Annotated in this window: 24 protein-coding genes; 8 read left to right on the forward strand and 16 right to left on the reverse strand. The window is 71.7% G+C overall.

All coding sequences use genetic code 11. The annotated features are described in order from the left end of the window. The first annotated feature begins 42 nt into the window (after window positions 1–42). Window positions 43–597, forward strand: coding sequence for a peroxiredoxin (locus IE140_RS02590; RefSeq protein ID WP_003966619.1), 555 nt, complete (start codon window positions 43–45; stop codon window positions 595–597). A gap of 12 nt (window positions 598–609) precedes the next feature. Further along, window positions 610–1,143 carry an alkyl hydroperoxide reductase gene (locus tag IE140_RS02595; RefSeq protein WP_032763502.1) on the forward strand — a complete coding sequence of 178 codons (534 nt, stop codon included), beginning with the start codon at window positions 610–612 and terminating at the stop codon, window positions 1,141–1,143. Between the two features lie 92 nt (window positions 1,144–1,235). On the opposite strand, the gene IE140_RS02600 is transcribed toward IE140_RS02595, so the two are convergent. From IE140_RS02600 to IE140_RS02615, 4 genes are all read right to left on the reverse strand, one after another. Continuing rightward, on the reverse strand, window positions 1,236–2,618 hold the full coding sequence (locus IE140_RS02600) for an AI-2E family transporter (RefSeq protein ID WP_093444944.1): 1,383 nt from the start codon (window positions 2,616–2,618) through the stop codon (window positions 1,236–1,238). A 172-nt stretch (window positions 2,619–2,790) separates the two neighbouring features. Further along, window positions 2,791–3,504: an aggregation-promoting factor C-terminal-like domain-containing protein gene (locus IE140_RS02605; RefSeq protein WP_032763504.1), complete on the reverse strand. Its 714-nt coding sequence runs from the start codon at window positions 3,502–3,504 to the stop codon at window positions 2,791–2,793. 389 nt (window positions 3,505–3,893) lie between these two features. Then, window positions 3,894–5,216: an RNA 5'-3' helicase PhoH2 gene (phoH2, locus tag IE140_RS02610; RefSeq protein ID WP_006127221.1), complete on the reverse strand. Its 1,323-nt coding sequence runs from the start codon at window positions 5,214–5,216 to the stop codon at window positions 3,894–3,896. A gap of 327 nt (window positions 5,217–5,543) precedes the next feature. Continuing rightward, window positions 5,544–6,305: an isoprenyl transferase gene (locus IE140_RS02615; RefSeq protein ID WP_093445000.1), complete on the reverse strand. Its 762-nt coding sequence runs from the start codon at window positions 6,303–6,305 to the stop codon at window positions 5,544–5,546. A 262-nt stretch (window positions 6,306–6,567) separates the two neighbouring features. On the opposite strand from IE140_RS02615, the gene mgrA reads away from it, so the two are divergent. Further along, window positions 6,568–7,617, forward strand: a complete 1,050-nt coding sequence (gene mgrA / locus IE140_RS02620) for an L-glyceraldehyde 3-phosphate reductase (protein ID WP_150194702.1) — start codon at window positions 6,568–6,570, stop codon at window positions 7,615–7,617. Window positions 7,618–8,018: 401 nt separating this feature from the next. After that, window positions 8,019–9,212: a winged helix DNA-binding domain-containing protein gene (locus tag IE140_RS02625; RefSeq protein WP_189460022.1), complete on the forward strand. Its 1,194-nt coding sequence runs from the start codon at window positions 8,019–8,021 to the stop codon at window positions 9,210–9,212. Window positions 9,213–9,299: 87 nt separating this feature from the next. Here IE140_RS02625 and IE140_RS02630 read toward each other — a convergent pair whose 3' ends face one another. The 3 genes from IE140_RS02630 to IE140_RS02640 all read right to left on the reverse strand — a co-directional run bounded on the left by IE140_RS02630 (window position 9,300) and on the right by IE140_RS02640 (window position 11,695). Beyond that, window positions 9,300–9,746 carry a hypothetical protein gene (locus IE140_RS02630; protein ID WP_150198728.1) on the reverse strand — a complete coding sequence of 149 codons (447 nt, stop codon included), beginning with the start codon at window positions 9,744–9,746 and terminating at the stop codon, window positions 9,300–9,302. Window positions 9,747–9,882: 136 nt separating this feature from the next. Continuing rightward, entirely contained in the window at window positions 9,883–10,707 is an 825-nt protein-coding gene (locus IE140_RS02635) for a class I SAM-dependent methyltransferase (protein ID WP_150198726.1), read from the reverse strand. 76 nt (window positions 10,708–10,783) lie between these two features. Then, window positions 10,784–11,695, reverse strand: coding sequence for a prepilin peptidase (locus tag IE140_RS02640; protein WP_189460024.1), 912 nt, complete (start codon window positions 11,693–11,695; stop codon window positions 10,784–10,786). 124 nt (window positions 11,696–11,819) lie between these two features. On the opposite strand from IE140_RS02640, the gene IE140_RS02645 reads away from it, so the two are divergent. After that, the gene (locus tag IE140_RS02645) at window positions 11,820–12,203 is read left to right on the forward strand and encodes a DUF192 domain-containing protein (protein ID WP_093444949.1); all 384 of its coding nucleotides are present in this window, start codon (window positions 11,820–11,822) and stop codon (window positions 12,201–12,203) included. Between the two features lie 19 nt (window positions 12,204–12,222). On the opposite strand, the gene IE140_RS02650 is transcribed toward IE140_RS02645, so the two are convergent. Then, complete coding sequence (locus tag IE140_RS02650; RefSeq protein ID WP_150198240.1) at window positions 12,223–13,425, reverse strand: putative hexosyltransferase; 1,203 nt, start codon at window positions 13,423–13,425, stop codon at window positions 12,223–12,225. 239 nt (window positions 13,426–13,664) lie between these two features. Next, window positions 13,665–14,261 carry a hypothetical protein gene (locus tag IE140_RS02655; RefSeq protein WP_150198238.1) on the reverse strand — a complete coding sequence of 199 codons (597 nt, stop codon included), beginning with the start codon at window positions 14,259–14,261 and terminating at the stop codon, window positions 13,665–13,667. Between the two features lie 272 nt (window positions 14,262–14,533). On the opposite strand from IE140_RS02655, the gene IE140_RS02660 reads away from it, so the two are divergent. The 3 genes from IE140_RS02660 (at window position 14,534) to IE140_RS02670 (ending at window position 18,052) form a co-directional block, all read left to right on the forward strand. Then, a complete protein-coding gene (locus IE140_RS02660) occupies window positions 14,534–16,573 on the forward strand; it encodes a hypothetical protein (protein ID WP_150198236.1) in 2,040 nt (679 codons plus the stop codon). A 19-nt stretch (window positions 16,574–16,592) separates the two neighbouring features. Next, the gene (locus IE140_RS02665; RefSeq protein WP_150198234.1) at window positions 16,593–17,219 is read left to right on the forward strand and encodes a hypothetical protein; all 627 of its coding nucleotides are present in this window, start codon (window positions 16,593–16,595) and stop codon (window positions 17,217–17,219) included. Between the two features lie 65 nt (window positions 17,220–17,284). Then, complete coding sequence (locus tag IE140_RS02670) at window positions 17,285–18,052, forward strand: haloacid dehalogenase type II (protein WP_189460026.1); 768 nt, start codon at window positions 17,285–17,287, stop codon at window positions 18,050–18,052. Between the two features lie 76 nt (window positions 18,053–18,128). Here IE140_RS02670 and IE140_RS02675 read toward each other — a convergent pair whose 3' ends face one another. From IE140_RS02675 to IE140_RS02705, 7 genes are all read right to left on the reverse strand, one after another. Further along, window positions 18,129–19,775 carry a hypothetical protein gene (locus tag IE140_RS02675; RefSeq protein WP_189460028.1) on the reverse strand — a complete coding sequence of 549 codons (1,647 nt, stop codon included), beginning with the start codon at window positions 19,773–19,775 and terminating at the stop codon, window positions 18,129–18,131. A gap of 286 nt (window positions 19,776–20,061) precedes the next feature. Further along, window positions 20,062–20,703 (reverse strand): OmpA family protein, encoded by a 642-nt coding sequence (locus IE140_RS02680; RefSeq protein ID WP_150198550.1) that lies wholly within the window; start codon window positions 20,701–20,703, stop codon window positions 20,062–20,064. A gap of 8 nt (window positions 20,704–20,711) precedes the next feature. Next, window positions 20,712–21,326 (reverse strand): hypothetical protein, encoded by a 615-nt coding sequence (locus tag IE140_RS02685; protein WP_150198548.1) that lies wholly within the window; start codon window positions 21,324–21,326, stop codon window positions 20,712–20,714. 34 nt (window positions 21,327–21,360) lie between these two features. After that, on the reverse strand, window positions 21,361–21,969 hold the full coding sequence (locus IE140_RS02690; protein WP_150198546.1) for a pilus assembly protein TadG-related protein: 609 nt from the start codon (window positions 21,967–21,969) through the stop codon (window positions 21,361–21,363). Then, entirely contained in the window at window positions 21,969–22,199 is a 231-nt protein-coding gene (locus IE140_RS02695) for a hypothetical protein (RefSeq protein ID WP_109179928.1), read from the reverse strand. The genes IE140_RS02690 and IE140_RS02695 overlap by 1 nt, the downstream gene beginning before the upstream one ends. A gap of 210 nt (window positions 22,200–22,409) precedes the next feature. Continuing rightward, window positions 22,410–23,363 (reverse strand): response regulator transcription factor, encoded by a 954-nt coding sequence (locus IE140_RS02700; RefSeq protein ID WP_189460030.1) that lies wholly within the window; start codon window positions 23,361–23,363, stop codon window positions 22,410–22,412. A 14-nt stretch (window positions 23,364–23,377) separates the two neighbouring features. After that, the gene (locus IE140_RS02705; RefSeq protein WP_150197999.1) at window positions 23,378–24,778 is read right to left on the reverse strand and encodes a sensor histidine kinase; all 1,401 of its coding nucleotides are present in this window, start codon (window positions 24,776–24,778) and stop codon (window positions 23,378–23,380) included. Window positions 24,779–24,799: the final 21 nt, after the last annotated feature.

A 24,799-nucleotide genomic window follows, 5' to 3' on the forward strand; every position in this document is an offset into this window, starting at 1 on the left:
AGACCCTCAAAAAGGGAATTCCAGACGTTGCAAGGAGAGCGCGTGCTCACTGTCGGTGACAAGTTCCCCGAGTTCGACCTGACTGCTTGTGTCTCGCTGGAGAGCGGCAAGGAGTTCGAGCAGATCAACCACAAGACCTACGAGGGCAAGTGGAAGATCGTCTTCGCGTGGCCGAAGGACTTCACCTTCGTCTGCCCCACGGAGATCGCCGCCTTCGGCAAGCTGAACGAGGAGTTCGCCGACCGCGACGCCCAGATCCTCGGCTTCTCCGGTGACTCCGAGTTCGTGCACCACGCCTGGCGCAAGGACCACCCGGACCTGACCGACCTGCCCTTCCCGATGCTGGCCGACTCGAAGCACGAGCTCATGCGTGACCTCGGCATCGAGGGCGAGGACGGCTTCGCCCAGCGCGCCGTCTTCATCGTCGACCAGAACAACGAGATCCAGTTCACGATGGTGACCGCCGGTTCCGTGGGCCGTAACCCCAAGGAGGTCCTGCGGGTCCTCGACGCCCTGCAGACCGACGAGCTGTGCCCGTGCAACTGGACCAAGGGCGAGAACACCCTCGACCCGGTCGCGCTGCTCTCGGGCGAGTGAGCTGATACCGACATGGCTCTCGACGAACTGAAGTCCGCCATACCGGACTTCGCCAAGGACCTGAAGCTGAACCTCGGTTCGGTCATCGGCAACAGCGACCTCCCGCAGCAGCAGCTGTGGGGCACCGTGCTGGCCTGCGCGATCGCCTCGCGTTCGCCGAAGGTGCTGCGCGAGCTGGAGCCCGAGGCGAAGGCCAACCTCTCCGCCGAGGCGTACACCGCGGCGAAGTCGGCTGCCGCGGTCATGGCGATGAACAACGTCTTCTACCGGACCCGGCACCTGCTGTCGGACCCGGAGTACGGCACGCTCCGCGCGGGCCTGCGGATGAACGTCATCGGCAACCCGGGCGTGGAGAAGGTCGACTTCGAGCTGTGGTCGCTCGCCGTCTCCGCGATCAACGGCTGCGGCCAGTGCCTCGACTCCCACGAGCAGGTGCTCCGCAAGGCCGGCGTGGACCGCGAGACCATCCAGGAAGCCGTCAAGATCGCTTCGGTGATCCAGGCGGTCGGTGTGACCCTCGACGCCGAGGCCGTACTCGCCGAGTAGTGACACCGCACCACCCCTGACCCAGCTGGGTACGGGAAGAGCCCCGGGGACGACCGTCCCCGGGGCTCTTCCGCGCGTACCGTGCCGCTGCGCTACTCCTGCGGCGGCCGGTTCTCCTGCGGGCGTTCGCCCGGCGCTTCCTGCGGGCCGGGTGGCGCGGGCGCGGGACCGGCGTGCGCCGGGGTCATCGACAGGGCGGTGGCCCCGTGCTGTCCGCCGCGTTCGCCGGGCTCCCCGTACGAGCGCAGATAGCCGACCACGGTGTTGATCACGGCGACCAGCGGTACGGCGACCACCGCGCCGCCGATGCCCGCGACGAGCCCGCCGGTCGCCACCGCGAGGACCACCGCGAGCGGGTGCACCCGGACGGCGCGGCCGAGGATGAACGGCTGGAGGATGTGGCCCTCGATCTGCTGCACCGCCAGGACCACCACCAGTGCCCACAGCGCGGTCCAGACGCCTTCGGTGACCAGGGCGACGACCACGGCGAGCGCTCCGGAGACCACGGCGCCGACGAGCGGGATGAAGGCGAACAGGAAGATGAAGACGGCCAGCGGCACCGCGAGCGGCACGTTGAGGACGTAGAGGCCGAAGCCGATGAAGATGGCGTCGATCAGGGCGACGAGCACCGTGCCGCGCACGTACGCGGTCAGGGTGCGCCAGGCGCGCGGTCCGGCGCCGGCGACCCCGGGGCGGGCTGCGGCGGGCACCAGTTTGAGCGACCACTCCCAGATGCGCCGGCCGTCGTAGAGCAGGAACAGCGTGGAGAACATCGCCAGCAGCAGCCCGGTGAGGAACTCCACCATCACGGTGACGCCCTGGAGCCCGGCGGAGGTGATCTCCTCGGTGTTGGTGCCGATGGTGTCGTTGAGGTTCTTCGCGATGTCGTTGATCTGCGACTCGGTGACGTGGAAGGGGCTGTCGAGCGCCCAGCGCTTCAGTTCGTCGATGCCGTCGCGGACCCGGTCGGAGAGCGTGTCGAGGTTCTCCATCACCTGCCACACCACGAACCAGCCGACCAGGCCGATGATGACGAACCCGAGCACGGCGGTGACGGCGGTGGCGAGCCCGTGCGGCAGCCCGAACCGCTTGAGCCGGACCACGGTCGGCTGGAGCATCGCGGTGACGAGCAAAGCGGCGGCGAAGGCCAGCACCACGAGCTGGACCGCGCTGATCACCCGCATCAGCACCCAGAGCGTCCCCGCGAGGACGAGGAGGCGCCAGCCGGCCTCCGCGGCGACCCGCATGCCCCACGGGATCGCCGCCACCGGATCCGGCTTGGCGGCGACCGAGGGGGCGTAGCTGGGGGGCGCGGGCACCTGCCCGGGCTCGTCGCCGTCCGGGACGGCCGGGGCCCCGCGCACCGCGAGGGGTTCGTCGTCGGCGGCGGCGCGCGACCGCCGCTCCTCCAGTCGCGCGCCCAGCTCCGTCAGTTCAGACCCGAAGCGGCCCAGCCAGCCCGGTAGTTTCGACATGCCTGCTTTCCTTCCCCCATCTTCGCCGCCCAGCGCGATCAGCGCTCAGTGCTCGCCGGGATGCGACCGTACACGCGCGAGGCCCCCCACCGTCTGGACGGTGAGGGGCCTTGCGAGGTTGAGAGGGCGAACGGTGAACTTCCGCCCGCTCCCTCTGCTGCCGGTTGCCGGCCTAGTACCAGTTGTTGGCCTGCCAGAAGGACCAGGCGCCGCACGGGGAACCGTAGCGGCCGTCCATGTAGCTGAGGCCCCACTTGATCTGGGTGGCCGGGTTGGTCTGCCAGTCGGCGCCGGCGGACGACATCTTGTGGCCCGGGAGCGCCTGCATCAGACCGTACGCCCCGGAGGACGGGTTGGTCGCACGGTAGTTCCAGGTCGACTCGTGGTTCACGATGTTGCTGAAGCACTGGAACTGGTCGGCGGGGACCATCTGACGGGCCATCGCCTGGACCTGGGCCACGGTGTACGAGCCCTGGGCCGCGAACGAGGAGGCGTCGCGGACGGAAGAGCGGCTGGCGCGCTCGGCCTCTTCCTTCTTCTTCTTCTCCGCCAGGCGCTCGGCCTCGATCCGGTCCTCGGCCGCCTGCTTCTTGGACTTGGCGTCCTTGGCGGCCTGGATGCGGGCGGATTCCTCGGCCGACTTCTTCGCGGCGGCGTCGGCCGCGGACGCCTGGGCGTCGGCCTGCTGCGTCAGCGAAGCGGTCTGGACCTGGGCCTGCTGGCCCGCGGGGATGTCTGCGAGCAGCGTGGTGTCGGCTGCGGCCGCCTCGAAGTTGTTGTCGTCGGCGGCAGGTGTGCCGCCCGCAGCAACGCCTACGACGGCGCCTACGGTGGTGACCGCGGTGGCGGATGCCACAGCGAACCCCCGGACCGAGATCCGGCTCACATGGTGTCCTTCCAGCATCGCCCGCTTAGGTGACCTCGCGGGCGCGTTCGTGCCCCTGGCACTGGCCTCCCTACTGCGTGGGTCACGGGAGGCACGGGCCCGGTGGGCAACCCCGGTGAGGAGGCTGCCGCGTGGTGCTCGCGGGCGGCATACGGGCGTCTCGTGTTGAGTTGTGTGGTGCGTGGCGCCTCTGGAGGTGCCCAAGTGCCGTATGCGGGGCCTGACGGAAGCAAGACTCTGCCGGACGGGGACGCATGGAGGCAATTCTGTGTTGCGTGGGAAAGGTCACACCCCGTTTGGTCCACCGGTTTCGCGGAAATGACGGCGCAGCACAATGCCGCCCGGCTAAGCTCCTTGGCTCGCCGGGCGGCATGAATGTGACATGCGGGTCAGATGTGCCCTTCCTCCAGCATTTCGGTCACCAGCGCGGCGATCTGTGAACGCTCCGACCGCGTGAGCGTGACGTGCGCGAACAGCGGATGCCCCTTCAGCTTCTCGACGACGGCGACGACTCCGTCGTACCGGCCGACCCGGAGGTTGTCCCGCTGGGCCACGTCATGGGTGAGCACGACACGCGAATTCGCGCCGATTCGGGACAACACGGTCAGCAGGACGTTCCGTTCGAGCGACTGCGCCTCGTCGACGATCACGAACGCGTCGTGCAGCGAGCGGCCGCGGATGTGGGTGAGCGGCAGGACCTCCAGCATCCCGCGCCCGAGCACCTCCTCGATGACCTCGCGCCCGGCGACCGCCGAGAGCGTGTCGAAGACCGCCTGCGCCCAGGGGCTCATCTTCTCGGCCTCGCTGCCGGGGAGATAGCCGAGCTCCTGCCCGCCCACCGCGTACAGCGGGCGGAAGACCATCACCTTCTTGTGCTGCTGCCGCTCCAGCACCGCCTCCAGGCCCGCGCAGAGGGCCAGCGCCGACTTGCCGGTGCCCGCACGTCCGCCGAGCGACACGATGCCGACGTCGCTGTCGAGGAGGAGGTCGAGCGCGATCCGCTGCTCGGCGCTGCGCCCGTGGATGCCGAAGGCCTCCCGGTCGCCCCGCACGAGGCGGACGTTCCCCTCGGCCGTCACCCGGCCGAGCGCCTTGCCCCGCTCGGACTGGAGGACCAGGCCGGTGTGGACGGGCAGCTCGGCGGCCTCGGGGACGTACAGCGTCTCCTCACTGAACAGCAGGTCGATCTGTTCCCCGGCGAGGGACAGTTCGCTCATACCGGTCCAGCCGGAGTCCGTGATGGCGAGCTCGGCGCGGTACTCCTCGGCGAGGAGGCCGACGGAGGACGCCTTGATACGGAGGGGCAGGTCCTTGGAGACGACCGTGACGTCGTACCCCTCGGCCTGGAGGTTGCGTGCGACCGCGAGGATCCGTGAGTCGTTGTCCCCCAACCGGTAGCCGGCGGGCAGGACGCCGGGATCGGAGTGGTTGAGTTCGACACGGAGCGTCCCGCCCAGGTCCCCGAGCGGGATCGGGGCGTCCAGCCGGCCGTACCGGACCCGGAAGTCGTCCAGCAGGCGCAGGGCCTGGCGGGCGAAGTAGCCGAGCTCGGGATGGTGCCGTTTGGCCTCCAGCTCCGTGACCACCACGATCGGCAGCACGACTTCGTGCTCGTCGAAGCGGGCCATGGCTCCGGGATCGGCCAGCAGGACGCTGGTGTCGAGAACGTATGTGCGCCGGTCGGGCATGCGGCGCTTGCTGCTGTTCACCACGGAAGGACGTACCCCCTCGGACGAGGTCGGGGAGTGCGACGGACGGTCGCGGAGCTTCCCGAAGGGAGAGGACGGACCGGGATCGGGCCCTCGTGCGCGGGCCGGACCACGGCCACCGCGTCGGCCGCACGCTGCGTACGGTCCTTCGTGTGCAAAGGGCCTCCCGGGCGAGCGGACTGGGTGCCGCTCACTTGGTGACGACATCCGCCTGGTTGATGACCGGATGTCGACCTGTCAGGGGTATTCCCTTATCGAACCGAAGCCATGCCGCTGCATATGACACGGTGTGGAGAAGTCCCGGTGGACGCGCGGTGACGCCCGCGCGGCTCAGGCCCCGTAGCGCCGGTGGCGGGCGGCGTAGTCGCGCAGGGCCCGCAGGAAGTCGACCTTGCGGAAGGCCGGCCAGAAGACCTCGCAGAAGTAGTACTCCGAATGGGCGCTCTGCCAGAGCATGAAGCCCGACAGGCGCTGCTCGCCGCTCGTCCGGATCACCAGGTCGGGGTCGGGCTGGCCGCGGGTGTAGAGGTGCTCGGAGATCAGGTCGGTGGAGACGACCTCGGCCAGGTCCTCGAAGCTGGTGCCCTTCTCCGCGTGCTCCAGGAGCAGCGAGCGCACCGCGTCGGCGATCTCCTGACGGCCGCCGTAGCCCACGGCGACATTGACGATTATCCCAGCGATGTGAGACGTCGCCTCCTCGGCCTCCTTGAGGACGGCCTGCGTCTCCGGCGGGAGGAGGTCGAGCGTGCCGACGTGGTGGACGCGCCAGCGCCCGTCCGCGGCGAGGTTGCGCACGGTGTTCTCGATGATGCCGAGCAGCGGCTTCAGCTCGTGCTCGGGCCGGTCGAAGTTGTCCGTGGAGAGCATCCAGAGGGTGACGACCTCGACATCGGTCTCGTCGCACCAGCCGAGCAGCTCGGAGATCTTGTCCGCACCGGCCTGGTGCCCCTGTACGGCGGACCCGCCGGAGGCCTTGGCCCACCGCCGGTTGCCGTCGAGGATGACCCCGATGTGCTTCGGCACCTGGTCGTGGTCCAGGCGGCCTTCCACCCGGCGCGCGTAGAGCCTGTACACCAGGTCGCGGAAGTTCACTGTGTTCACCCTCTCGGTTCCGTACGGGCCGGGGCCCGCCCTCCCCGTCGCCGGGGGTACGGGGGACATCCCCCGCGGGGGATCGCCGCACGACCTGCGCCGCTCGCGCCATCCCTCGGCGGTCCGCGCCCCTGTCACCGGCACGGGCCGCGCGGGCCTTCGCCGCGCCGCACATCGGCATTCCCCGAAGCCGCCACATTACTGCGACCGGGTCACAGGGGCCCAACCCGGTCTGTCACAACTCCGTGATAAGCAGAGAAACGTGACTGATTACCTCTCCCCCGACCTGTATTACCGTGCCGCCCCCTCGCGCTACGACTCCATGGAGTACCGCCGGACCGGGCGCAGCGGCCTCAAGCTGCCCGCCCTCTCGCTGGGCCTGTGGCACAACTTCGGCGACGACCGGACGCTGAACTCTCAGCGGGCGATCCTGCGCCGCGCCTTCGACCTCGGGGTGACCCACTTCGATCTGGCCAACAACTACGGCCCGCCGCCCGGCTCGGCCGAGCTGAACTTCGGCAAGCTCTTCGCCCAGGATTTCGCCCCGTACCGTGATGAACTGGTCCTTTCGACCAAGGCCGGTTATCTGATGCACCCCGGCCCGTACGGCGAGTGGGGCTCCCGGAAGTACCTGCTGTCCTCGCTCGATGCCTCCCTGAAGCGGATGGGTGTGGACTACGTCGACATCTTCTACTCGCACCGCTTCGACCCGCACACCCCGCTGGAGGAGACGATGGGCGCCCTCGCCTCCGCCGTCCAGCAGGGCAAGGCGCTGTACGTGGGTGTCTCCTCCTACAACGCGGAGCAGACCGCCGAGGCGGCCCGGCTGCTCAAGGAGATGGGCGTCCCGGCCCTGATCCACCAGCCGTCCTACTCCATGATCAACCGCTGGATCGAGGACGACGGGCTGCTCGACACCCTGGAGGCGGCCGGAATGGGCTGCATCTCCTTCGTGCCCCTCGCCCAGGGCCTGCTCACGAACAAGTACCTGAAGGGCATCCCGGAGGGCTCGCGCGCCACCCAGGGCAAGTCCCTCGACCCGGGCCTGCTCTCGGACGAGGTCCTGCGCCGGCTGCGCGGCCTCGACGACATCGCGCAGGGCCGGGGCCAGTCGCTCGCCCAGCTCGCCATCGCGTGGGTGCTGCGCGACAGTCGCATGACCTCGGCACTGATCGGCGCGTCGAGCGTGAAGCAGCTGGAGGAGAACGTCGCGGCCCTCGCGGGTCCGGCGCTCACCGCCGAGGAGCTGAAGGAGATCGACACCTTCGCCGTGGACACGGCCGGCACGAACATCTGGGCCGGTCGCGGCTGACACCGGCTCAACCGGGCCCGCGCGGAGGGAGAAAAACGGGAGCGGTCCGGGGGCCGCTCCCGGGCCGCGCGGAAGCGGCGGTGCCCGACCGCACGGGGGCGCCGGTGCCGGCCCATGAAAAACGGGCCGGTCCGTGGGGGGGGATACGGACCGGCCCGAGGGGGGGTTTCCACCATAACCCTTCGTAAGTGCCGACGCGTGCCACGCCACTCCACAATTACTCTCCGAATATGCCGGACTCCGTTCCGAGCAGGATCCGCCCCGTCCACGGGCCCGCGCCGGAGCCCGTGCGCGGCCGTTATCGACCTCCGTATCGAGGGGTCGCCGGGCGCCACGGCCTTGACGCCGCCGGGGCACGGAAGAGGACAGAGGTTGACCTCTGCCGGCTCTAGGTTCGGGGCATGACGACACGATCCCCCGCGACCGCATCCGCGGCCGTGACCGTGGCCTGGGCCGGGGCGAACGCCCGGCGGCTGGCCCGCCAGCATCTCCACCCGGATGCCGCCGCCACCGCGTCGCCCTTCTCCGGCCCCGGCGAGGCGGTGGCCGCGATGCTGGGCGCGCACGCCCAGGTGCTGTCGGCGGCCGAGCTGTCCGTGGGGCTGCGCGGGGACGGGCTGACCCGCACGGACGTCCGTACGGCGCTGTGGACCGACCGGACCCTGGTCAAGACGTTCGGCCCGCGCGGCACGGTCCATCTGCTGCCCGCGGCGGATCTGCCGCTGTGGACCGGGGCCCTCTCCGCCGTACCGACGGGCCCGAACCCCTTTCCCAAGGACGCCCGGATGACCCCGGACCAGGTGGAGGCGGTCGTCGCGGCGGTCGGGGACGCGCTGACCGGGGCGGAGCTCACGATCGACGAGCTCTCCGACGAGGTCGTCGCGCGGACCGGGCCGTGGGCCGGGGACCTGGTGATGCCCGGGTTCCAGGCGATGTGGCCGCGCTGGCGGCAGGTCCTGCATCTGGCGGGCCACCGGGGCGCCCTCGCCTACGCCCCGAACCGCGGCCGGAAGGCGACGTACACGAACCCCGGCTGCACCCCGCTGCCGGGCCCCGGGGCCTTGGCCGCCCTGATCGAGCGGTACCTCTACGCGTACGGGCCGGCGACCCCCGCGCACTTCGCCCGGTGGCTCGCGGCGCCGAAGCGCTGGGCGGCCGAGCGGTTCGCCGCCCTGGCCGCCTCGGGGGCGATCGAGGAGGTGGCGTTCGAGGAGGACGGGCCGGCGTGGGTGGTCGCGGGTGACACGGACTTCCCGGACGCGCCGGTGCGGGGTGTGCGCCTGCTCCCCTACTTCGACGCGTTCGCCATCGCCTCGTGGCCCCGCGAGCGGCTGTTCCGGGGGGCGGCGTGGGAGCGGGCTCTCGGGGGCGGGCAGGCGGGGAACTTCCCGGTGCTGCTGGTGGACGGCGTGGTGGCGGGCGTCTGGCACCAGCGCCGCTCGGGCCGCCGGATCGCGGTGACGGTGGAACCGCTGAAGCCGCTGTCCGGGGCGCGGCTGCGGGACCTGGCGGAGCAGGTGGAGCGGGTCGCCGCGATCATGGAGGGGACGGCGGAGCTGACGGTGGGGCCGGTGACGGTGGGGCCGCACGCGTAGGGGCGGTGACGGTGTGCCGCGTGCGTAGGGCCGGTGACGGCGGGGCCGCACGCGTAGGGGCCCGGGGGAGGCGTGGCGTGTGCGCCTTCAGGAGCGCGGGTCGAAGCGGATCGCCATCGTGTCTCCGGCGACCACCACGAAGTCCCCTTCCTCACACCGGATGACGGCCCGGAGCACCTCGCCGTCGTCGTCCCTGAGCTCCTGGGTGCCCACGACCGTCCACGCTCCCCCGTACGGCGCCGGCGGCAGGAGTGCGGGCGGCGCGTGGTGCCACTGGCTCGCCGGTACACACCAGTCGGGTAACCGCGGCCAGCTGCCCGGGGTGACGCGCAGCGTCCGGTCGGAGGTGCAGGTCAGCAGGACGGACTGGTCCTCCGCGAGGACGAACTCGACGGCTTCCGGCTCGCCCGCCCGGCCCTCGGGCCGGTAGTAGACGCCGAGGACGGCGGTGATCCTGGCTCCCGTGAGCCAGTCGGCGTTGCCGGGCCGCGCGCGCCCGGCGGGCCCCGCACAGTCTTCCCTGTCCACGGTCATGCCCGCTCCCACTCCTTCACTGTGCGTGCCCTCGAAGGGTAGGACGGTGGCCCGCACGATCCCGTTGCCTCCGAGGCAAGGCTGAACTGGCGTACGAGGTAAGAGGGTTGACCGGCGGTATGGGATCCGGACACTGTCACCGGGGCTTGCGGGCTTCGATCAGGAAGCGGGCCGTACGGGCGAGGAACGGCCCCTCCGTCTCGATCTTCCGGTGCAGAGCGGCCAGTTGGGGACGGTACTGCTCGACAGTGAAGCCGGGCACCATCCAGATCACCTTGCGGAGGAAGTAGACCACGGCGCCGATGTCGCGGAACTCGGTGCGCAGGGTCTCCGAGCGCAGGTCGACCACCTCCAGACCGGCCGCCGTCGCGGCGGCCCGCGCGTCCTCCGGGTGCCGGGCGCGACGGACATCGGGCGGCTGCGGGCCGAGGAAGTACTCCACGAGTTCGAAGACGCTGGCGGGTCCGACCTGTTGGGAGAAGTACGTGCCGCCGGGTGCGAGCACGCGCGCGATCTCCTCCCACCACGTGGTGACCGGATGGCGACTGACCACGAGGTCGAAGGCGGCGTCCCCGAAGGGCAGCGGCGGCTCGTCCTCGTCGGCGACGACGACCGCCCCGAGCGGGTGCAGCAGGGCGGTGGCGCGGGCGATGTTGGGCGGCCAGGCCTCCGTGGCCACGGTGACCGGCGGCAGCTTCGGGGCGGAGGCCAGCACCTCGCCGCCCCCGGTCTGGAGGTCGAGCGCGGCGTGGGCCCGGCCGAGCCGGTCGGCCATCGCGCGGGCGTACCCCCAGGAGGGACGTTCCTCGGTGGCGCGGCCGTCGAGCCAGGAGAAGTCCCACCCGTCCACGGACGCGGCGTCGGCCTCGGCCACGAGGGCCTCGAACCGGTCGCGGGAGGCCGCGGAGTCGAAGTCGAGCCCGGCGGGAGGGGCGGAGTCGGGGGTGGCGTGTTCGGGCATACCTGAATCGTGTCAAACAGCCCCGGGGCGCGCGAACGGATTCCGCGCGGGCCGCCCGGGGAAGGGCGGCCCCGGCTCACCCGGCCAGCGCCCCCAGCAGCACTCCGGTCAGCGCCCCGGCGGCCATGAACGGGCCGAACGGGATGCCGGTCCTGCGCCCCGCCCGGCGCAGGAGCACGAGGGCGAGCCCGTACGCCGCCCCGAACAGGAACCCGGCGAACCCGCCCAGGAACAGCACGGTCCAGCCGTACCAGCCGAGGGCCACGCCCAGAGCGAGGGCGAGCTTCACGTCGCCGAAGCCCATGCCGTTCGGGTTGATCAGGAAGAGCAGGAGGTAGAAGCCGCCGAGAGCCAGGCCGCCCAGCAGCCCGGAGGTCCAGGATCCGGCGTGCCCGGGGAGCAGCGCGGCCCCGCCGAGCAGCAGGACGGCCGCGGCCGCCAGCGGCAGGGTCAGCACGTCGGGCAGCCGGTGGACCCGCCGGTCGACGACGGCGAGGAGCACGGCGCCGGGGGCCAGCACCAGCCACCCGACGAGCTCGGGCCTGGCCCCGGTGGCGGCGGCGAGCGCGACACAGACGAGGACGGTGACGAGGGGGGCAAGGGCGCCCGGGGCGTAGGCGGGGGGTGCGGTCGTTACGGGGGGTGGCGGGGCGGGTGAAGCCTGCGGTTCCTGGGCGGGGGCCGCTGGGGCGGGCAAGGCCTGCGGTTCCGGGGCAGGAGCCTCAGGGGCGGCCGAGGCCTGCGGTTCCGGGGCGGGCGTTTCCGGGACCGGGGCGACCTGGGCGGCCGGGTCGGCATGGGTGGCGCAAGCGGCGCAGCGGGCCGGGCCGAGCCAGCCGCGGGCCGGCCCGGTGAGCGGGTGGCCGGCGGGGCACGCCGTGCGCCAGGGCTCCTCGGGCTCGACGGCGAACCGGTAGGCGGCACGCGGGATCAGCAGTCCGGTGGCGGCACCCCAGACCGCGGCGAGGGCGAGCAGCACGGCGTCCACGGGGCGACCCTAACCGGGTTCGGGAGCAGGGGTCTTGGGTCCGGGGGCCCAACACGTCCGGCCGGGACCCAAGCGTCACCGTTCGGGGTCCGGGCGCGTCCGCCGGGGGCTACGGTCGGGGCCCATGAGGACATGGCGCGATGGCGACGGGACGCTGACGATCGGCACGGACTCCGGGGCCGGGCCGGAGGGGCAGGCGGTACCGCTGCGGATCGCCGCCTCGTACCGGGCCCGTACCAAGGGGCTGCTCGGGCGCGACGGGATCGAGGGGGCGATGATGCTCACCCCCTGCGGGAGTGTGCACACCTTCCGGATGCGGTTCCCCATCGATGTGGCGTACCTCGACCGGAAGTTCACGGTCCTGGCGGTCACCACGATGAAACCGGGCCGCCTCGGGCTGCCCCGGCTGCGGGCCCGGCACGTGGTGGAGGCGGAGGCCGGGGCGATGGAGCGGTGGGGGGTGCGTCCGGGCGTGCGGCTGGAGCTGAAGGCGGCCCCGGAGGCGTAGTCCGTGCGCGGGACACCCGCTACGGCGGGCCCGCGCCCAGCAGGGTCCAGGCCCCGTAGGCCGCTGACGCGCAGGCGAGGACGGCGAGCACGGCGGCCGTGCGGCCCGTGGTGCGCAGCCGCAGCAGGGCGACGGCGGGCGGGAGCAGCAGCGGGAAGGCGGGCATCATCAGCCGCGGCCGGGAGCCGAAGTATCCGGCGCCGATCAACGAGATGACGACGATCGTGATCGCGTACACGAGGACGGGGAGCGGTTGCCGCTGCCGTACGCACAGGACGACCAGCCACCCCAGCAGCCCGAGCGCCGCGCACAGGCCGAGGGCGGCGGGCCACGGCAGCCCGGCGATGAAGCCGGCGAGCGCGCGGCCGCCGTCGATGTTGTTGCCCCACTGCGCCTGGACGTCGAAGTAGGCGACCGGGCTGCCCTCGCGTACGGCCACGAACACCACGTACGCCAGCCAGCCCAGCGGTGCGAGCGCCACGCCCGCGATCATCCGGGCGTTGCGGCGGAGCCCCGGGCCGGCACGGCGCTCGTCGCGGTACTCCCGTACGAGGGTGACGGCGGCGGTGATCGCCAGGGCGGCGATGAGGGCGGCCGCCGAGGGCCGGGTGAGACCCGCGAGGACGCACAGGGCGCCCGCGACGATCCAGCGGCCCTTGAGTACGGCGTACAGCGCCCAGGCTGCGAGCGCGGTGAACAGCGCCTCGGTGTACGCCATCGACTGGACGAACGCCGTCGGGTACACGCCCCACAGTGCGGCCAGCACCACCCCCGTACGCCGTCCGTGCAGCTGGGCGCCGACGGCGAAGATGCCCCAGGCGGCGAGCAGCCCGGCGGTCCAGGCGATCAGGAGCCCGGCGCCGCCGAGGGTGAGCGGAGTCACCGCGGAGACGGCGCGTTCCAGGGCCGGGAGCAGCGGGAAGAACGCCAGATCGGAGTGGACGGAGCCGTCCGGGAGGGTGACGGTGTAGCGGTAGCCGTGCTCGGCGATGCGCTGGTACCAGACGGAGTCCCAGCGTCCGCTGAGCGGTCCCAGGGGGTCCTTCCCGGCGGCGGAGGCGGCCGCCCAGAAGACCAGGAGCCCCAGGGCCCGGGCGGCGGCGTAGACCGCGAGCGCGGGCGCGGCGGCCCGGAACGCGGCGGCGGCCCGGGACCCGCCGGAAGTGCGGGGGGCCGGGGCCGGGCCGGCGGGCGTCCGGGTGCGGAGCTGGTGATCGGACATACGGCCGATTATGACGTCGGCGGCGGACACGCCGTGCCACGGGCAGCGGGAGGGCCGAGGGTCCGCAGAGGTACGGGGGGGACGCAGACGTACGGACGGGAGGCCGCAGACGTACGGGCGGGGGCCGACGAGCGTCCCGGCGGGCGTCCGGCACAGGTGCGCGTGGGAGGGCCGGCGGGTGTCCGGCAGAGGTGCGGGCGGCCCCAGGCCCCCCGTACCGGCCGGGGGCCACCCAGCTCTCAGACGCCGTCGAGCACCTCGTTCCCGAACACCTTCCACGGTGACATCTCCACCGCGTCCACCACCGCCAGCTGCGGGTGCCGGGCCGCCGTCTCGTCCCGTACGGCGACGGTGTCCGGCCAGGCGTCGAGGGGGGCGGCGCCCTCGATGACGACGCCGTCCCAGTCGGTGGAGGCCGTCGCGCCGGCCCGGTCGACGACGAAGCCGATGCAGAGCACGGAGGCCCGTCCGACGGTCCGCCGGATGGCGCCCACCGCGTGCTCCCGCTCCGGCTCGGGCAGCTCCCCCACGGAGAACTCGACGGCGACGACACCGGCCCGGGCCCGCCGGATGCGCACCAGGAGGTCGAGGCCGCTGTCGGTCCACAACCGGAATCCGACCTCGGGCAGCCGCTGGAGGCCGGCGAGGGAGAGCAACTGCTCGCGGGTGACGGGCGAACGGGCCCCGAGGGAGGCGGCGTCGAGGTTGACGAGCACCGTCCGGCCGGTCACCGGGTGCACCGGGCGGAGCCCCTCGGCCTCCAGGTCGCCCAGCAGGGTGCGGGCGTCCAGCCGGGTCCAGCCGAGGTGGTACGAGTAGAAGAATCCGGCACTCATGGACGCCCACCCCCATCGTTCTTGTTCCTTCGCGCGGCGTCGTGGTCGGCGACCCCCGGCACCCCGAGCGTACTGAGCGGCGGTCGGGGGTGCGTGGGCCCACGGACCCACGGCCGGCCCCAAGCGGAACGGCCACCGAACCCCGGCACAACACACATGACCTGCACCGGACTTGGGCCCGGCTTTGGGACCGGGGGCCCGGGCCGTGGCGGCTCTTCGGCCGTACGCTCTCGGCCGACGGCAACACGCGCGGGTCGAGGAGAGGGTGCACCGTGAGCGGTGACGGGGGCGGAGGCCGGGGCCGGGCCCGGGGAGACCGGAGCGCGGGCCACATACCGCTGGGACGCCACGGCACCGCCGGCTCCGGCGTCCCGTACCCGCCCCAACAGGGCAGCCGATTCTTCGCGTTGACCCGGAGCTGGGTAATCGGCGGCTTGGTCTATCTCGCCCTCGGGTTCGTCATGAGCCGGGTCCTGGTCGATCTGCTGGCCACCGAGGAGCGGCTGGAGACGTTCGGCTGGCGGCTGGCCCTGCTCCACCTGCCCGCCCTCGTCGTGACGCTGCTGACGGTCCTGGCGGCGACCCGCGTCCTGCCCGAGGAGCACCGCGAGTCCTCCCGCACGGTGTATCTGCTCGCGGCCCTGGCCGTACCGCTGGCCGGGCTGCTGTACGGCTTCGCCGTCGCGGGGGACGTCGTCGGGATCGAGGGCGTCCTCATGCCCGCCGTGTCGCTGGCGGCGGGCGCGGCGTCGGGGGTGGCCGTCGACCGGCTGCTGGAGGAGCGCGCCACCCGGACCCCGGAGCCGCCCCGCTACTCGTACAACTGGCGCGACGGCGGCGCGACGGCGACGGAGTACCTGGGGCTCGTCGTCCTCGTCACGATGCTGATCGGCGCGATGGCGATGGCCGGGGTCGGCGGGCAGATCGGGGAGCGGCTGCGGTGTGCGATCAGCTCGATGGCGGGTGGCGGCGGCTCCTGTTCGTCCGGCGGCCGGGACCCCGAGGCACAGCCGAAGACGGACGCGGACTACGAACCGAAGATGTGCCAGATCTCCAGCATCTCGGACACGGCGGGCGGCAAGGTCAAGATCGGCTGGTTCGAGTGGGGCGAGGAGTACGGCTTCCAGCAGAAGGTCTCGCAGGCGAGCACCGATGTGAACGGCGACGGGAAGGTCGACGGCGACGACAAGGTCGTCTCGATGACGTTCACCGACGCCGCGTCCGCCGGGGCGACCGCCAGCACGCCGGGCGTCAAGCTCGGCAGCCTGGGCAAGGCGGATGTCGACATCGGCGGTGGCATCAAGATCACCAACGGTGACACCTGGATCTTCGCGAGCGAGGAGGAGGCTCAGCAGATGCGGGACGACATCGAGGAAATGAAGATGTGGGAGACCTCCACCAAGCACAGCGGCGGCTACGGCGGCGGCTGGTACTCCGCGATGAAGTGGGCGGAGAAGAAGGAGGACATCGAGAGGAAGATCGGCGACAAGAAGATCTCCTACTCGACCGTCGGCCTCAACGCCTATGCGGACGGCGGCCTTTCCGTCAAGGGCGGCGACGAGGACGAACTGGGCGCGAAACTCGGCGGCAAGGCGAAGTTCTCCCCCGAGGTGACGATCACCAAGGACGACGTGAACGGCAACGAGTCGTACACGTACACCGCGAAGCTCGAACTGGAGGGCAAGGCCGGCGGGAACGTGGGCCCGGTCAAGGGCACGGTGGGCGGCAAGCAGAACCGTACCGGCGCCATCACCGTCACCCGTGACCAGAAGACCGGGAAGATCGTCCGCATCGACATGACGCAGACGGTGGAGAGCGGCTCGACGTCCGGCAAGGTCGAGGTCGGCGGCGACAACGGCGAGAGCGGCCAGGACAAGCGGGGCGGCAAGGGCAGCGCCTCGGACTCCTCGGGCGAGACCGGCATCGACGTCGTGACGAACTCGATCGTCTTCGGCAAGGACACGGACGCGGCGACCGAGGCCAAGCGGGGCATCGCGGAACAGTGGCTGGACGGTTCCGGCAACAACACGGCCCCCTTCGAGTACCTCTTCGGGGACCACGGCATGGAGAACCGCCCCGACGGCAACGACCCGTTCCAGCAGCTGATGTTCGAGGACGGGCTGTCCAGCACCATGCGGTACACGGGCGAGAGCGACGCCCAGGAGTTCGGCTTCGAGATCTCGCTCGGGATGAGCCTCGGGTTCTCCCTCTCCACGGAGGAGAAGAAGGAGACACTGACGGACGCACAGTTCCTCGGGGCGCCACGGGGCGACGCGCGCACGTATCTTCCGTACAGCTACTGCGCGAACTGAACGGGCGGTGACAGAAGCGATGAGTACCAGGACGTGGGGCGCGCGAAGGCCCCGACGGCGGCGGACGACCACCGGGGCAGCGGTCACGGCGGCGGTCGCGGCAGCGGCCGTGCTGCTGACCGGCTGCGGCGGCGACGCGGACAAGGCCTCCGTGCCCGAGGGCTGGGGCACGCTGGAGACCGGCAGCCTGAGCGTCGGCTACCCGAAGGGCGAGGGGTACGCGGAGCAGCCCGCGGCCGAGCGGGCCAAGGCCAACGCGGCCGTCGCGCTCAAGGAGGAGGACGGCATCCGGACCGGCATGGTCTCGGTCCAGCTGGACTTCGCCACGGGCGTGCACGACGCGGCCGGGGCGGCGGCAGCGGCGGGCGCGGGCATCGGCCTCAACTCCACCCGCAAGGCGACGGACGACGTACGCCTCGCGGGCCCGGAGGACGCCGGCGAGGCCCGCGAAGCACGCCGGATCGACTACGACTTCACGTCGGACGGCCAGGAGGACACGCCGAACCGGGGGACGCCGATGACCGGGGTCCTGGTCGCGGGGGTGGACTCGAAGGGCGTTCCGTTCGTGGTGCGCCTGAACGCGGTGAAGGACGCGGTGGACGCGGAGGACCTGGACGCGTTCGTGGGGTCGATTTCGGTGAAGTAGGGCATGGAGAGGAACGGTTGGGATGTTGTTCCCTCTGCCGGCCACCTTCTGGAGGAGACCTCGCCATGGCAGAGCTGACGATCGACGCCGTCGTGTTCGATGTGCTGGGCACGCTTGTCGACGAACCCGCAGGACTGCGCGCGGGCATCCGCGTGCTGACCCCGTCCGCGTCCCCGCCACCGTCCGCGTCCCCGCCACCGCCCCCGTCCCCGTCCACGTCCCTGTCCCTGGACGACTCCGGGACCGAACGGCTTCTGCTGCTGTGGCAACGGCACATCGAACGTGAGCAGGGCCGCATCGTCGACGGCGACCGCCCCTACCTCCCGAGCGACGCCCTGGACCGGGAGGCCGCCGAGATCGTGGCGCGGGCGGCCCGAGCGGAGGACCCGGCGGCGAGGGCGGACCCGGACGCCGTGGCGTCGCTGGCCCGGGCGGCCCGTCGCCTCCCGCCGTGGCCCGACACCGTGGCAGGACTCGCCCGCCTCGCCGAGCGCTTCCCGCTGATCGGCCTCTCCAACGCGAGCCGGACGGCACTGCTGGAGCTGAACGCCCACGCCGGGCTGCGCTGGCACCAGGCCCTGTCCGCCGAGGACGCCCGTACCTACAAGCCGGATCCGGAGGTCTACCGGCTGGCCGTCACCGTCGCCGGGCTGCCACCGGAACGCCTGCTGATGGTCGCCGCCCACGCCTGGGACCTGCGCGGCGCGCAGGCGCTGGGCCTGCGCACGGCGTATGTGGCCCGTCCGGTCGGCGACCCGCCCACGTCCTCGGACCGCTTCGACCTGTACGCCGAGGACCTGGCGGACCTGGCGGATCAGCTCGGGGTGTCCTGAGGCCTGCGGGCGGGGGGCCGGGGGACACCGAGGCATGCTGCGCGCTGCCCAGGGCCCTGGGGACGCGTTGTGCTTCTCAGGTCAGCGGGCAGCCGAGCGGAAGGACCCGTTCGGTGAGCTTGCCGGTGAGGTGGGTGCCGGTGATGTCGGCCTCCGCCAGCCAGTCCGCAGCGGTCAGCCGGTCCACAAGGGCCGGCAGGTCACCGGGGTCGACGGCGCACCAGGAGGACAGGGTGTCCACGCCGATGCCCTCCCCTCCGGGCCCCAGTCGTCCCTCTCCGTCGGAGCCGGTGGCCAGGGCGAGGGCGAGGAGCCGGACGCCGGCCTCGGTCTTGCCCTTGCGGAGCTTCTTCTCCCCGACGACCCGCTGGGCCCATCCGCTGAGCTTGGGACGCAGCTTCCGCCCGAACGTGAACGGACCCGGGTCGTCCTCGTCAGGAGTCAGGGACGGCACGGTGATCTGAGTGGGGTTCTCCGGGCGGGAGGCGATCAGCTCCTCGACGGTCCCGGAGATGCCGAGCCAGCCGGACTCCACCAACTGCCCCACCAACTGCTCGGGATCCGACAGGGGCAGCCCCTTGATGTCCTGCCCGACGAGGTTGCCGACCCCGGACTGTGCGGTGCGCAGCGTCACCATCACCACCAGCAGGCGGGCCTCGGCTCCGGGCAGGGGGGCGGTCTCGGCCACGTGTGCGAGGACGGATCGGGCGTGGTTCCACTGCGCGGGGGCGGTCAGCAGCCGCGCCACGGCGGGCCCTTCGCCGTCCGGGGCCTGGCCGATGCGGTGCAGATGCTGGAGGCGGGCGGTGGCGGCGGCCTGTTCGGCCCGCCGGGCGTCGAGCCGCAGACCGGTGTCGGCGGTGGCTTCGGCCCAGGCGTGGAAGGCCTCCGCCTTGCGGGCGTGGAGGTCGGCGAGCATCGCGAGGTCGGGTTCGGTGCGGGCCTGGTAGGCGCGGAAGAGCTCGCCCAGCTCGGTGAGTTCGTCCCGCAGTGCGACGGGCCGCAGATCGTGGGGGACGAGGCGCTGGGCGATCCTCCCTCGCGGGGGGCGCCTCCGCGGCGGCCTCGCGGACCGGGGGGCGGAGTGGGGGTCGGACCTGTGGTCGGACCGGGGCGCCGACGTCTGCTGGGGGACGGCGGTGCCGGCGGCGGTGGCGGTGGCGCTGTGGGAGAAGTGCGGGCCGGCCGCCGAGAAGGTCGGCGTGGTGGCTGCGGGGCCACCGGGGGGCGCGATGCCGGCGGGGGTCGTGGGGGCTGCGGCATCGGCCCGGAACCCGTCGCTCCGTGCCGGTGCCTCGACGGCCGGAGCAGTGGCGACGACCTTCGCGGTGGGGTGGGCGGCGGCGCAGCGCGAGCAGCACTCCATGACCTGCCACCAGCGCCCTTCCCGGTCCGTGATGACGGCCAGGACGACCGCTCCCCCGCACCGCCAGGGAACGGGTCGCTCACGCGGTCCGGCGGGGCGGATGTGCGTGTGGCACTCCTCGGCCCGACAGGCGCACTGCGCCGAGGGTCGGGGGGCCGGGCCGGCACGCAGGTGGGCCTTGAGGTGGCCGATCGCCGCCGTACGACCGGCGGCGGCGGACGGCAGCACCTGCGCGGCGCAGGCCGGGCGGCTGCACGAGACACGCACGTCCGCACGCCCACGGCCGACCGGATCCAGCCGCACCGTCCACCTGCGTCCCGTCACGCGTTCGTTCGTCGCGTGGGCCTCCACACCCATCACACCTTCCTCGACGACTGTTCGTATGTGCACCGCGGCACCCACCGGCCTGTGCGTGGTGTCAGCGGCGCGCGGCGTGTCACAGTCTGCTACGCCGGGCAGTCCGGATGCGGGCCCACAACACAAACGACGGTCCGCCGTTCGGGTGACGGGCTCGGCGAGGATGTGGCCGGATTCGTGCCCTGGCGGCGTGGCCTCGGAAGACGCGCCCGCGCCCGCCGTCGTTGGAAGAACGACGGCGGGCGCGGGTTTCGAGGTGGGCGGCCCCGGAGGGGGTGGGGAGAGGTCAGGACCCCTCTCCGCGCGGGAAGGAGACCTCCACGCGGCGGTTCTTCTTCCGGCCCTCTTCGTTGCTGTTGCTGGCGATCGGGTACTGCTCGCCGTAGCCCCGGATCTCGTAGGTGACCGTGGGGCCGAGCTCCTTCGACAGCACCCCGTGCACGGCGTCGGCCCGCTGCTTGGACAGGACGTCTCCGTGGGCCGAGGAACCGAGATTGTCGGTGAAGCCGAAGACGCGGACCTTGGTCGCGTTCTGCTTCTTGATCTCCTCGGCGATGGCGGCGATACGGGCGTTGGCCGCCGAGGAGAGCTTCGCGCTGTCCTTGCCGAAGAGGACTTCCGCCTGGAGCGCGAACTTGATGTCGGCGTTGCTGTCCTCGCGGCGCTCCTCGCCGCCGAGGTCTTCGACTACCTGGACGATGTCGAGGACCTTGGACGGGCCGAGGGTGCCGCCGTCGGGCATCTTCAGGTCCGGGTCGTTGGGGTCAACCTGAACCGGGGGGACCGACTGCGCCTCGGTTCCCGGGGGGACGCTCGGGCCGTCGTCTGCCAGGGCGGGCGTCGCCCCGAACAGCGTGAAGCTCGCGACGACCAGGAACGAGGCGGCCGACAGTCCTACTGGCTTCTTCCGGGTGCGTGTGTGTGTCATCTCTGCCGTCACCCGGAAATCTTCACCGACGTGGTCGCGAACGTCGGCAGCGTGAAGTCGACCTCCGTCGTCGTCTCCGGCGGTGCCGGGAACTGCATGAACACGGATGTGGTCTTCCCTGCCAGCAAGGGCGGAATACCGGTCGTGCACAGGCAACGATTCTCAGTGTCACGCAGGATGTAGTAGCGCTTCTTGCCGACCTTGTCGACAAGAGTCGCGCCGGCGACCGAGTTGGGGTTCTTCGCCAGAAGTGCCGTCTCCGTGCCTGCCCACGCGGTCGTGTTCTTCGACTGCGTGCCCTCATTCTTGATCGACGCCTGCAGCGTGATGAATCCACCGGAGTCGCGCTTGGCCTGGTGAATGGTCATCACCAGGCCGTCACCACGGATCTCCGCAAGTTTGGCATTCGGGTCCACGTTCTCGCCCGCAGCCGTGTCCTCCTGCTGCGACTCGCCCTTGTCCTCCGCGGAGGGGCTGGCCGGGGCGGACGGCGCACTGGAGCCCTCGTTGCCGGGCTTCTCGCCTCCGTCGTCGCCACAGCCGGCGAGAGCAAAGGCCAGAGCAGCCGTCATACTGACAGCCGCCATGGCCCTTCTGGTCGTCGTGGTCCGCCGCATGCTCATGGTCCGATTCCTCTACTCGTCGTTCGCTTCGCTGTCACTGGTCGACCAACCGCACGTCAAAGAGAGTTCTGCTCACGCTCTCCCATGGTGGGGGGCTGGCGGGCGCGATCTCGAGGATCTTGCCGTTTCGGCACGTGAAGATGAACAGGTCCTGGACTCCGTCACTGTTGAAGTCCACAGCCTTCGGGTTGGGGCAGCGGAACTCGATGAGTGCGGTGGCCTTGGCCTTGGCCTTCTTGTTCTCCGAACCAGGGAGTACAGGTGAGTCCACCGGCTTGTTGCCCCTGACCCCGACCGTGATCCGGTCGCGCAGATATCCAGGAGTCGCGTAGCACGAAGTCCTTCTGGCGTCATTGGCCGCCGCCAGGCGACTTGCCTCGTAACAAGGCGCAGCGAAAGGCGTGTTGAGGAACACGTCCAACATGTTGGTGGGAAGCGAGGCGTAGAAGCCCGTTCCGAAGTTGTCTCGCGCCTTCTGGGCAGCGGCGAGCGCGGCGGCGTCCGCCGCGCCCTGGGAACCGTTGCGCAGAGCCGACGCCTTACCCACAGCGAAGAAGGCCAACGCAAGGAAGAGCAGGCCCGCCACCATCATGATGTAGATGGGGAAGGCCTGCCCTCCGTCGTTGCGAGAACGACCGATCATCACTGAGCCGTGATGGAATCCACCAGGCCGCTGATGCGCTCCGAGATCGCGCCACCGATACCCGTGGCCACGATCGCCCCGATGATCGCCACGACCACCAGAATGATCCCCAGGTACTCGAACGCCGTCTGCCCCCGGTCCTTCGCCGCGTAGCGCTTCTGGATGGCGCTGACGGCGGTGTTGGCCCAGCCGTTGACGCGGACGGCGGTCTTCAGGGTGATGTCCGACATGGTGTTCCCCTCCGGGTTCGGCCGACCGGTTGCCGGCCGACTCGCGCGTTTCTGCGGTGCCGCCCCCGTTACCGGCTTCCTCCTGGCCGGTGCCGCTGGCGACATGAGAAACATAAGCGGGGACCCGCACTCCCGCAGAGGGTCCGTGGGCCCATTCCCGGGCCCAAAGGTCCTTCTGGGTCTCCGCGTTGCGGAATCGCTCGGTCATGGTCACGGCTGCCGCCCGGGGTTTCGGGGCGCTGTGCCGAGCCAGTGGGCGATCGCCTCGCTGCGGGTGGCGCTGTGGAGCTTCGTGAAGATGCGGTTGATGTGGTTCTTGACCGTCTTCTCACTGATGAAGCAGGTGGCGGCGATCTGCTGATTACTCATTCCGGACGCAATCAGGTCCATGACCTCCACCTCCCTCGAACTCAGCCCGTACTGCTGCCTGTTGGGGGTGGGTACCGACCCCCCGGATACAGAAGACTGTCCCACAACTGGTTGCAGTTGCGAAAGACTTTCCGAAGGTTCGGCGGTGTGCGGGGGCGGTGGGGCCGGCGCCGTCGCCAGTGCCGAGCCGAGGCCCTCGGGGAGCGGGCCCCGCTGGGGCGGGGTGCCGTGGCGCATATGGGCCAGGAGGGCGTCCGCGGCGGTGACGGTGAAGTTGGCGCGGCCGTGCTTCGTGTCGCGTACCGCCTGGACCAACTGGTTCGCCGTGAACTCGCCGTGCACCAGATAGCCGCCCGCGCCCAGGCGCAGCGCTTCGTGGACGATCTCGCTCTCGCGGCTGTACGTCAGCATCAGCACGGGTGCGATGCCGACCAGGTGCGGCAGGGCCGAGATGCCGTCCACGCCGGGCATGCGGACGTCCAGCAGGACCACGTCGGGGCGGTGTTCGAGGGTCTTCTCGTACGCTTCCCGGCCGTCCGCCGCCTCCGCGACCACCTGGATGTCCGCCCGGCCGGACAGCAGGACGCCCAGGCCGGCCCGGACCACCGGATTGTCGTCCGCGACCACCACCCGGAGGCGTTCGGGAGCGGGAGCGGCGGGGCCCGGGGCGAAGGGGGACGGGGGCGGGGACGGGATCGCAGAGGGCCTGGGGATGGGCGGCGACGGGTGCTGGGGGGCGTGGCGGTGGGCCGCCGGCCCGTAGTGGTTCGGCGCTGGGGAGACATCGTCCGGCATGCTGCGACCTCCTCTCAGGGTTGAGGGTTGTGGGTGAGTGGCGTGGCCGTCTCTGGTACGGACATCGGTGCGGGTACGTGTGCCGGCGCCTGCTCGGGGGGCTGCGGGGTGGTCCCGGGCCCGCCCGCCAGCGCCGCCAGCGGCAGTTCCACCCGTACCTCCGTCCCCTTCTCCGCCTTCCCCCGGCCGATCCTGATCCGGGCCCCGATCGACGCGGCCCGCTCCACCATGCCGACCAGGCCGAAGTGGCCCGCCCGGCGCAGCGTTTCCAGCGTCGTTCCGGCGGGCAGGCCGCGGCCGTCGTCGTACACGGTGACGCGGAGCATGTCGCCCTTCACGCCCGCGAGGACGATCAGGTACGTCGGGGACGCGTGTCGGTGGGCGTTCTCCATGGCCTCCGAGGCGACCGTGAGCAGTTGGCGGGCCACCGCCTGCGGGACCGGGGGGACCGGGGTCTCCTCGGAGAGGCGGCGGAAGGTGGCCGTGATCGGGTGGCGGGCGGTGAAGTCCTGTGCCTGGGCCGCCAGTTCGGCCATCAGGTCGACACCGCCCGCCAGGCCCTGTTCGCGGCGCAGGTCCGTGAGCAGTTCCCGGGACTCGGCGGCGGCCCTGCGGGCGGCCCGGGCGACCAGTTCCGCCTGGAGTTTCACGGTGGGCGGGTCCATGCGGTCCGCCGAGCCGGCGAGGCCGTCGGCGGCCAGCGCCAGGCCGTGCAGGGTCTTGGCGACCGAGTCGTGCATCTCCCGCGCCAGGCGGGTGCGTTCGCCCTCCACCGCCTCGTTCACCGCCAGCCGCGCCCGGGTCTCGGTGAGCGCCTGGGTGGCCGTCCCGAAACGCAGGAGCAGGTTGCGCAGGGTGACGCCGACCGCGCCCGCGATCACGCAGAAGCCGGGGAGGAGGAGCCGTGTCGCGCCGTCCCCCTCCAGCTTCGGGACGCTCGCGTAGACGCCGAAGACGATCAGCACCTGGAGCACCGCGAAGACCGCCGCGCCGCGCCAGCCGTGGACCAGGCCCGCCAGCAGCGGGGTGCAGACGGTGACGTACGCGAGGGTCGACTCGGGGGTCGCCGTGATCAGCAGCAGCGCGCCGAAGAACACGTCGACGGCCAGCAGCCACGGGTGGCGCAGGAGGACCGGGCCGAAGCGTTCCCAGTCCCGGAACAGCAGGTACGAGCCCATGAAGGTGACCAGGATCGCCGAGCCGATGAACCAGGTGGGCAGGCCGGGGGCGGTGCGGCCGATGGCGTACGGAGTCGCTATCGCGATCATCGCCAGGCGGAAACCGAAGACCTGGCGGCACATCGCCTGGAGCGCGTTGACCTGGATGGCGAACGCCGGGCGGGCCGGGGTGCCGGAGTGGGCGCGGGTGAGTTCCGCGGTCAGTCCGGGGTGCGCGCTGCCGAGCTGGTATGCCATGTGCCTGTCACCTCCGTCGTG

It is taken from the genome of Streptomyces parvus (assembly GCF_014648875.1).
In the GTDB taxonomy this organism is placed as follows: Bacteria; Actinomycetota; Actinomycetes; order Streptomycetales; family Streptomycetaceae; genus Streptomyces; species Streptomyces parvus.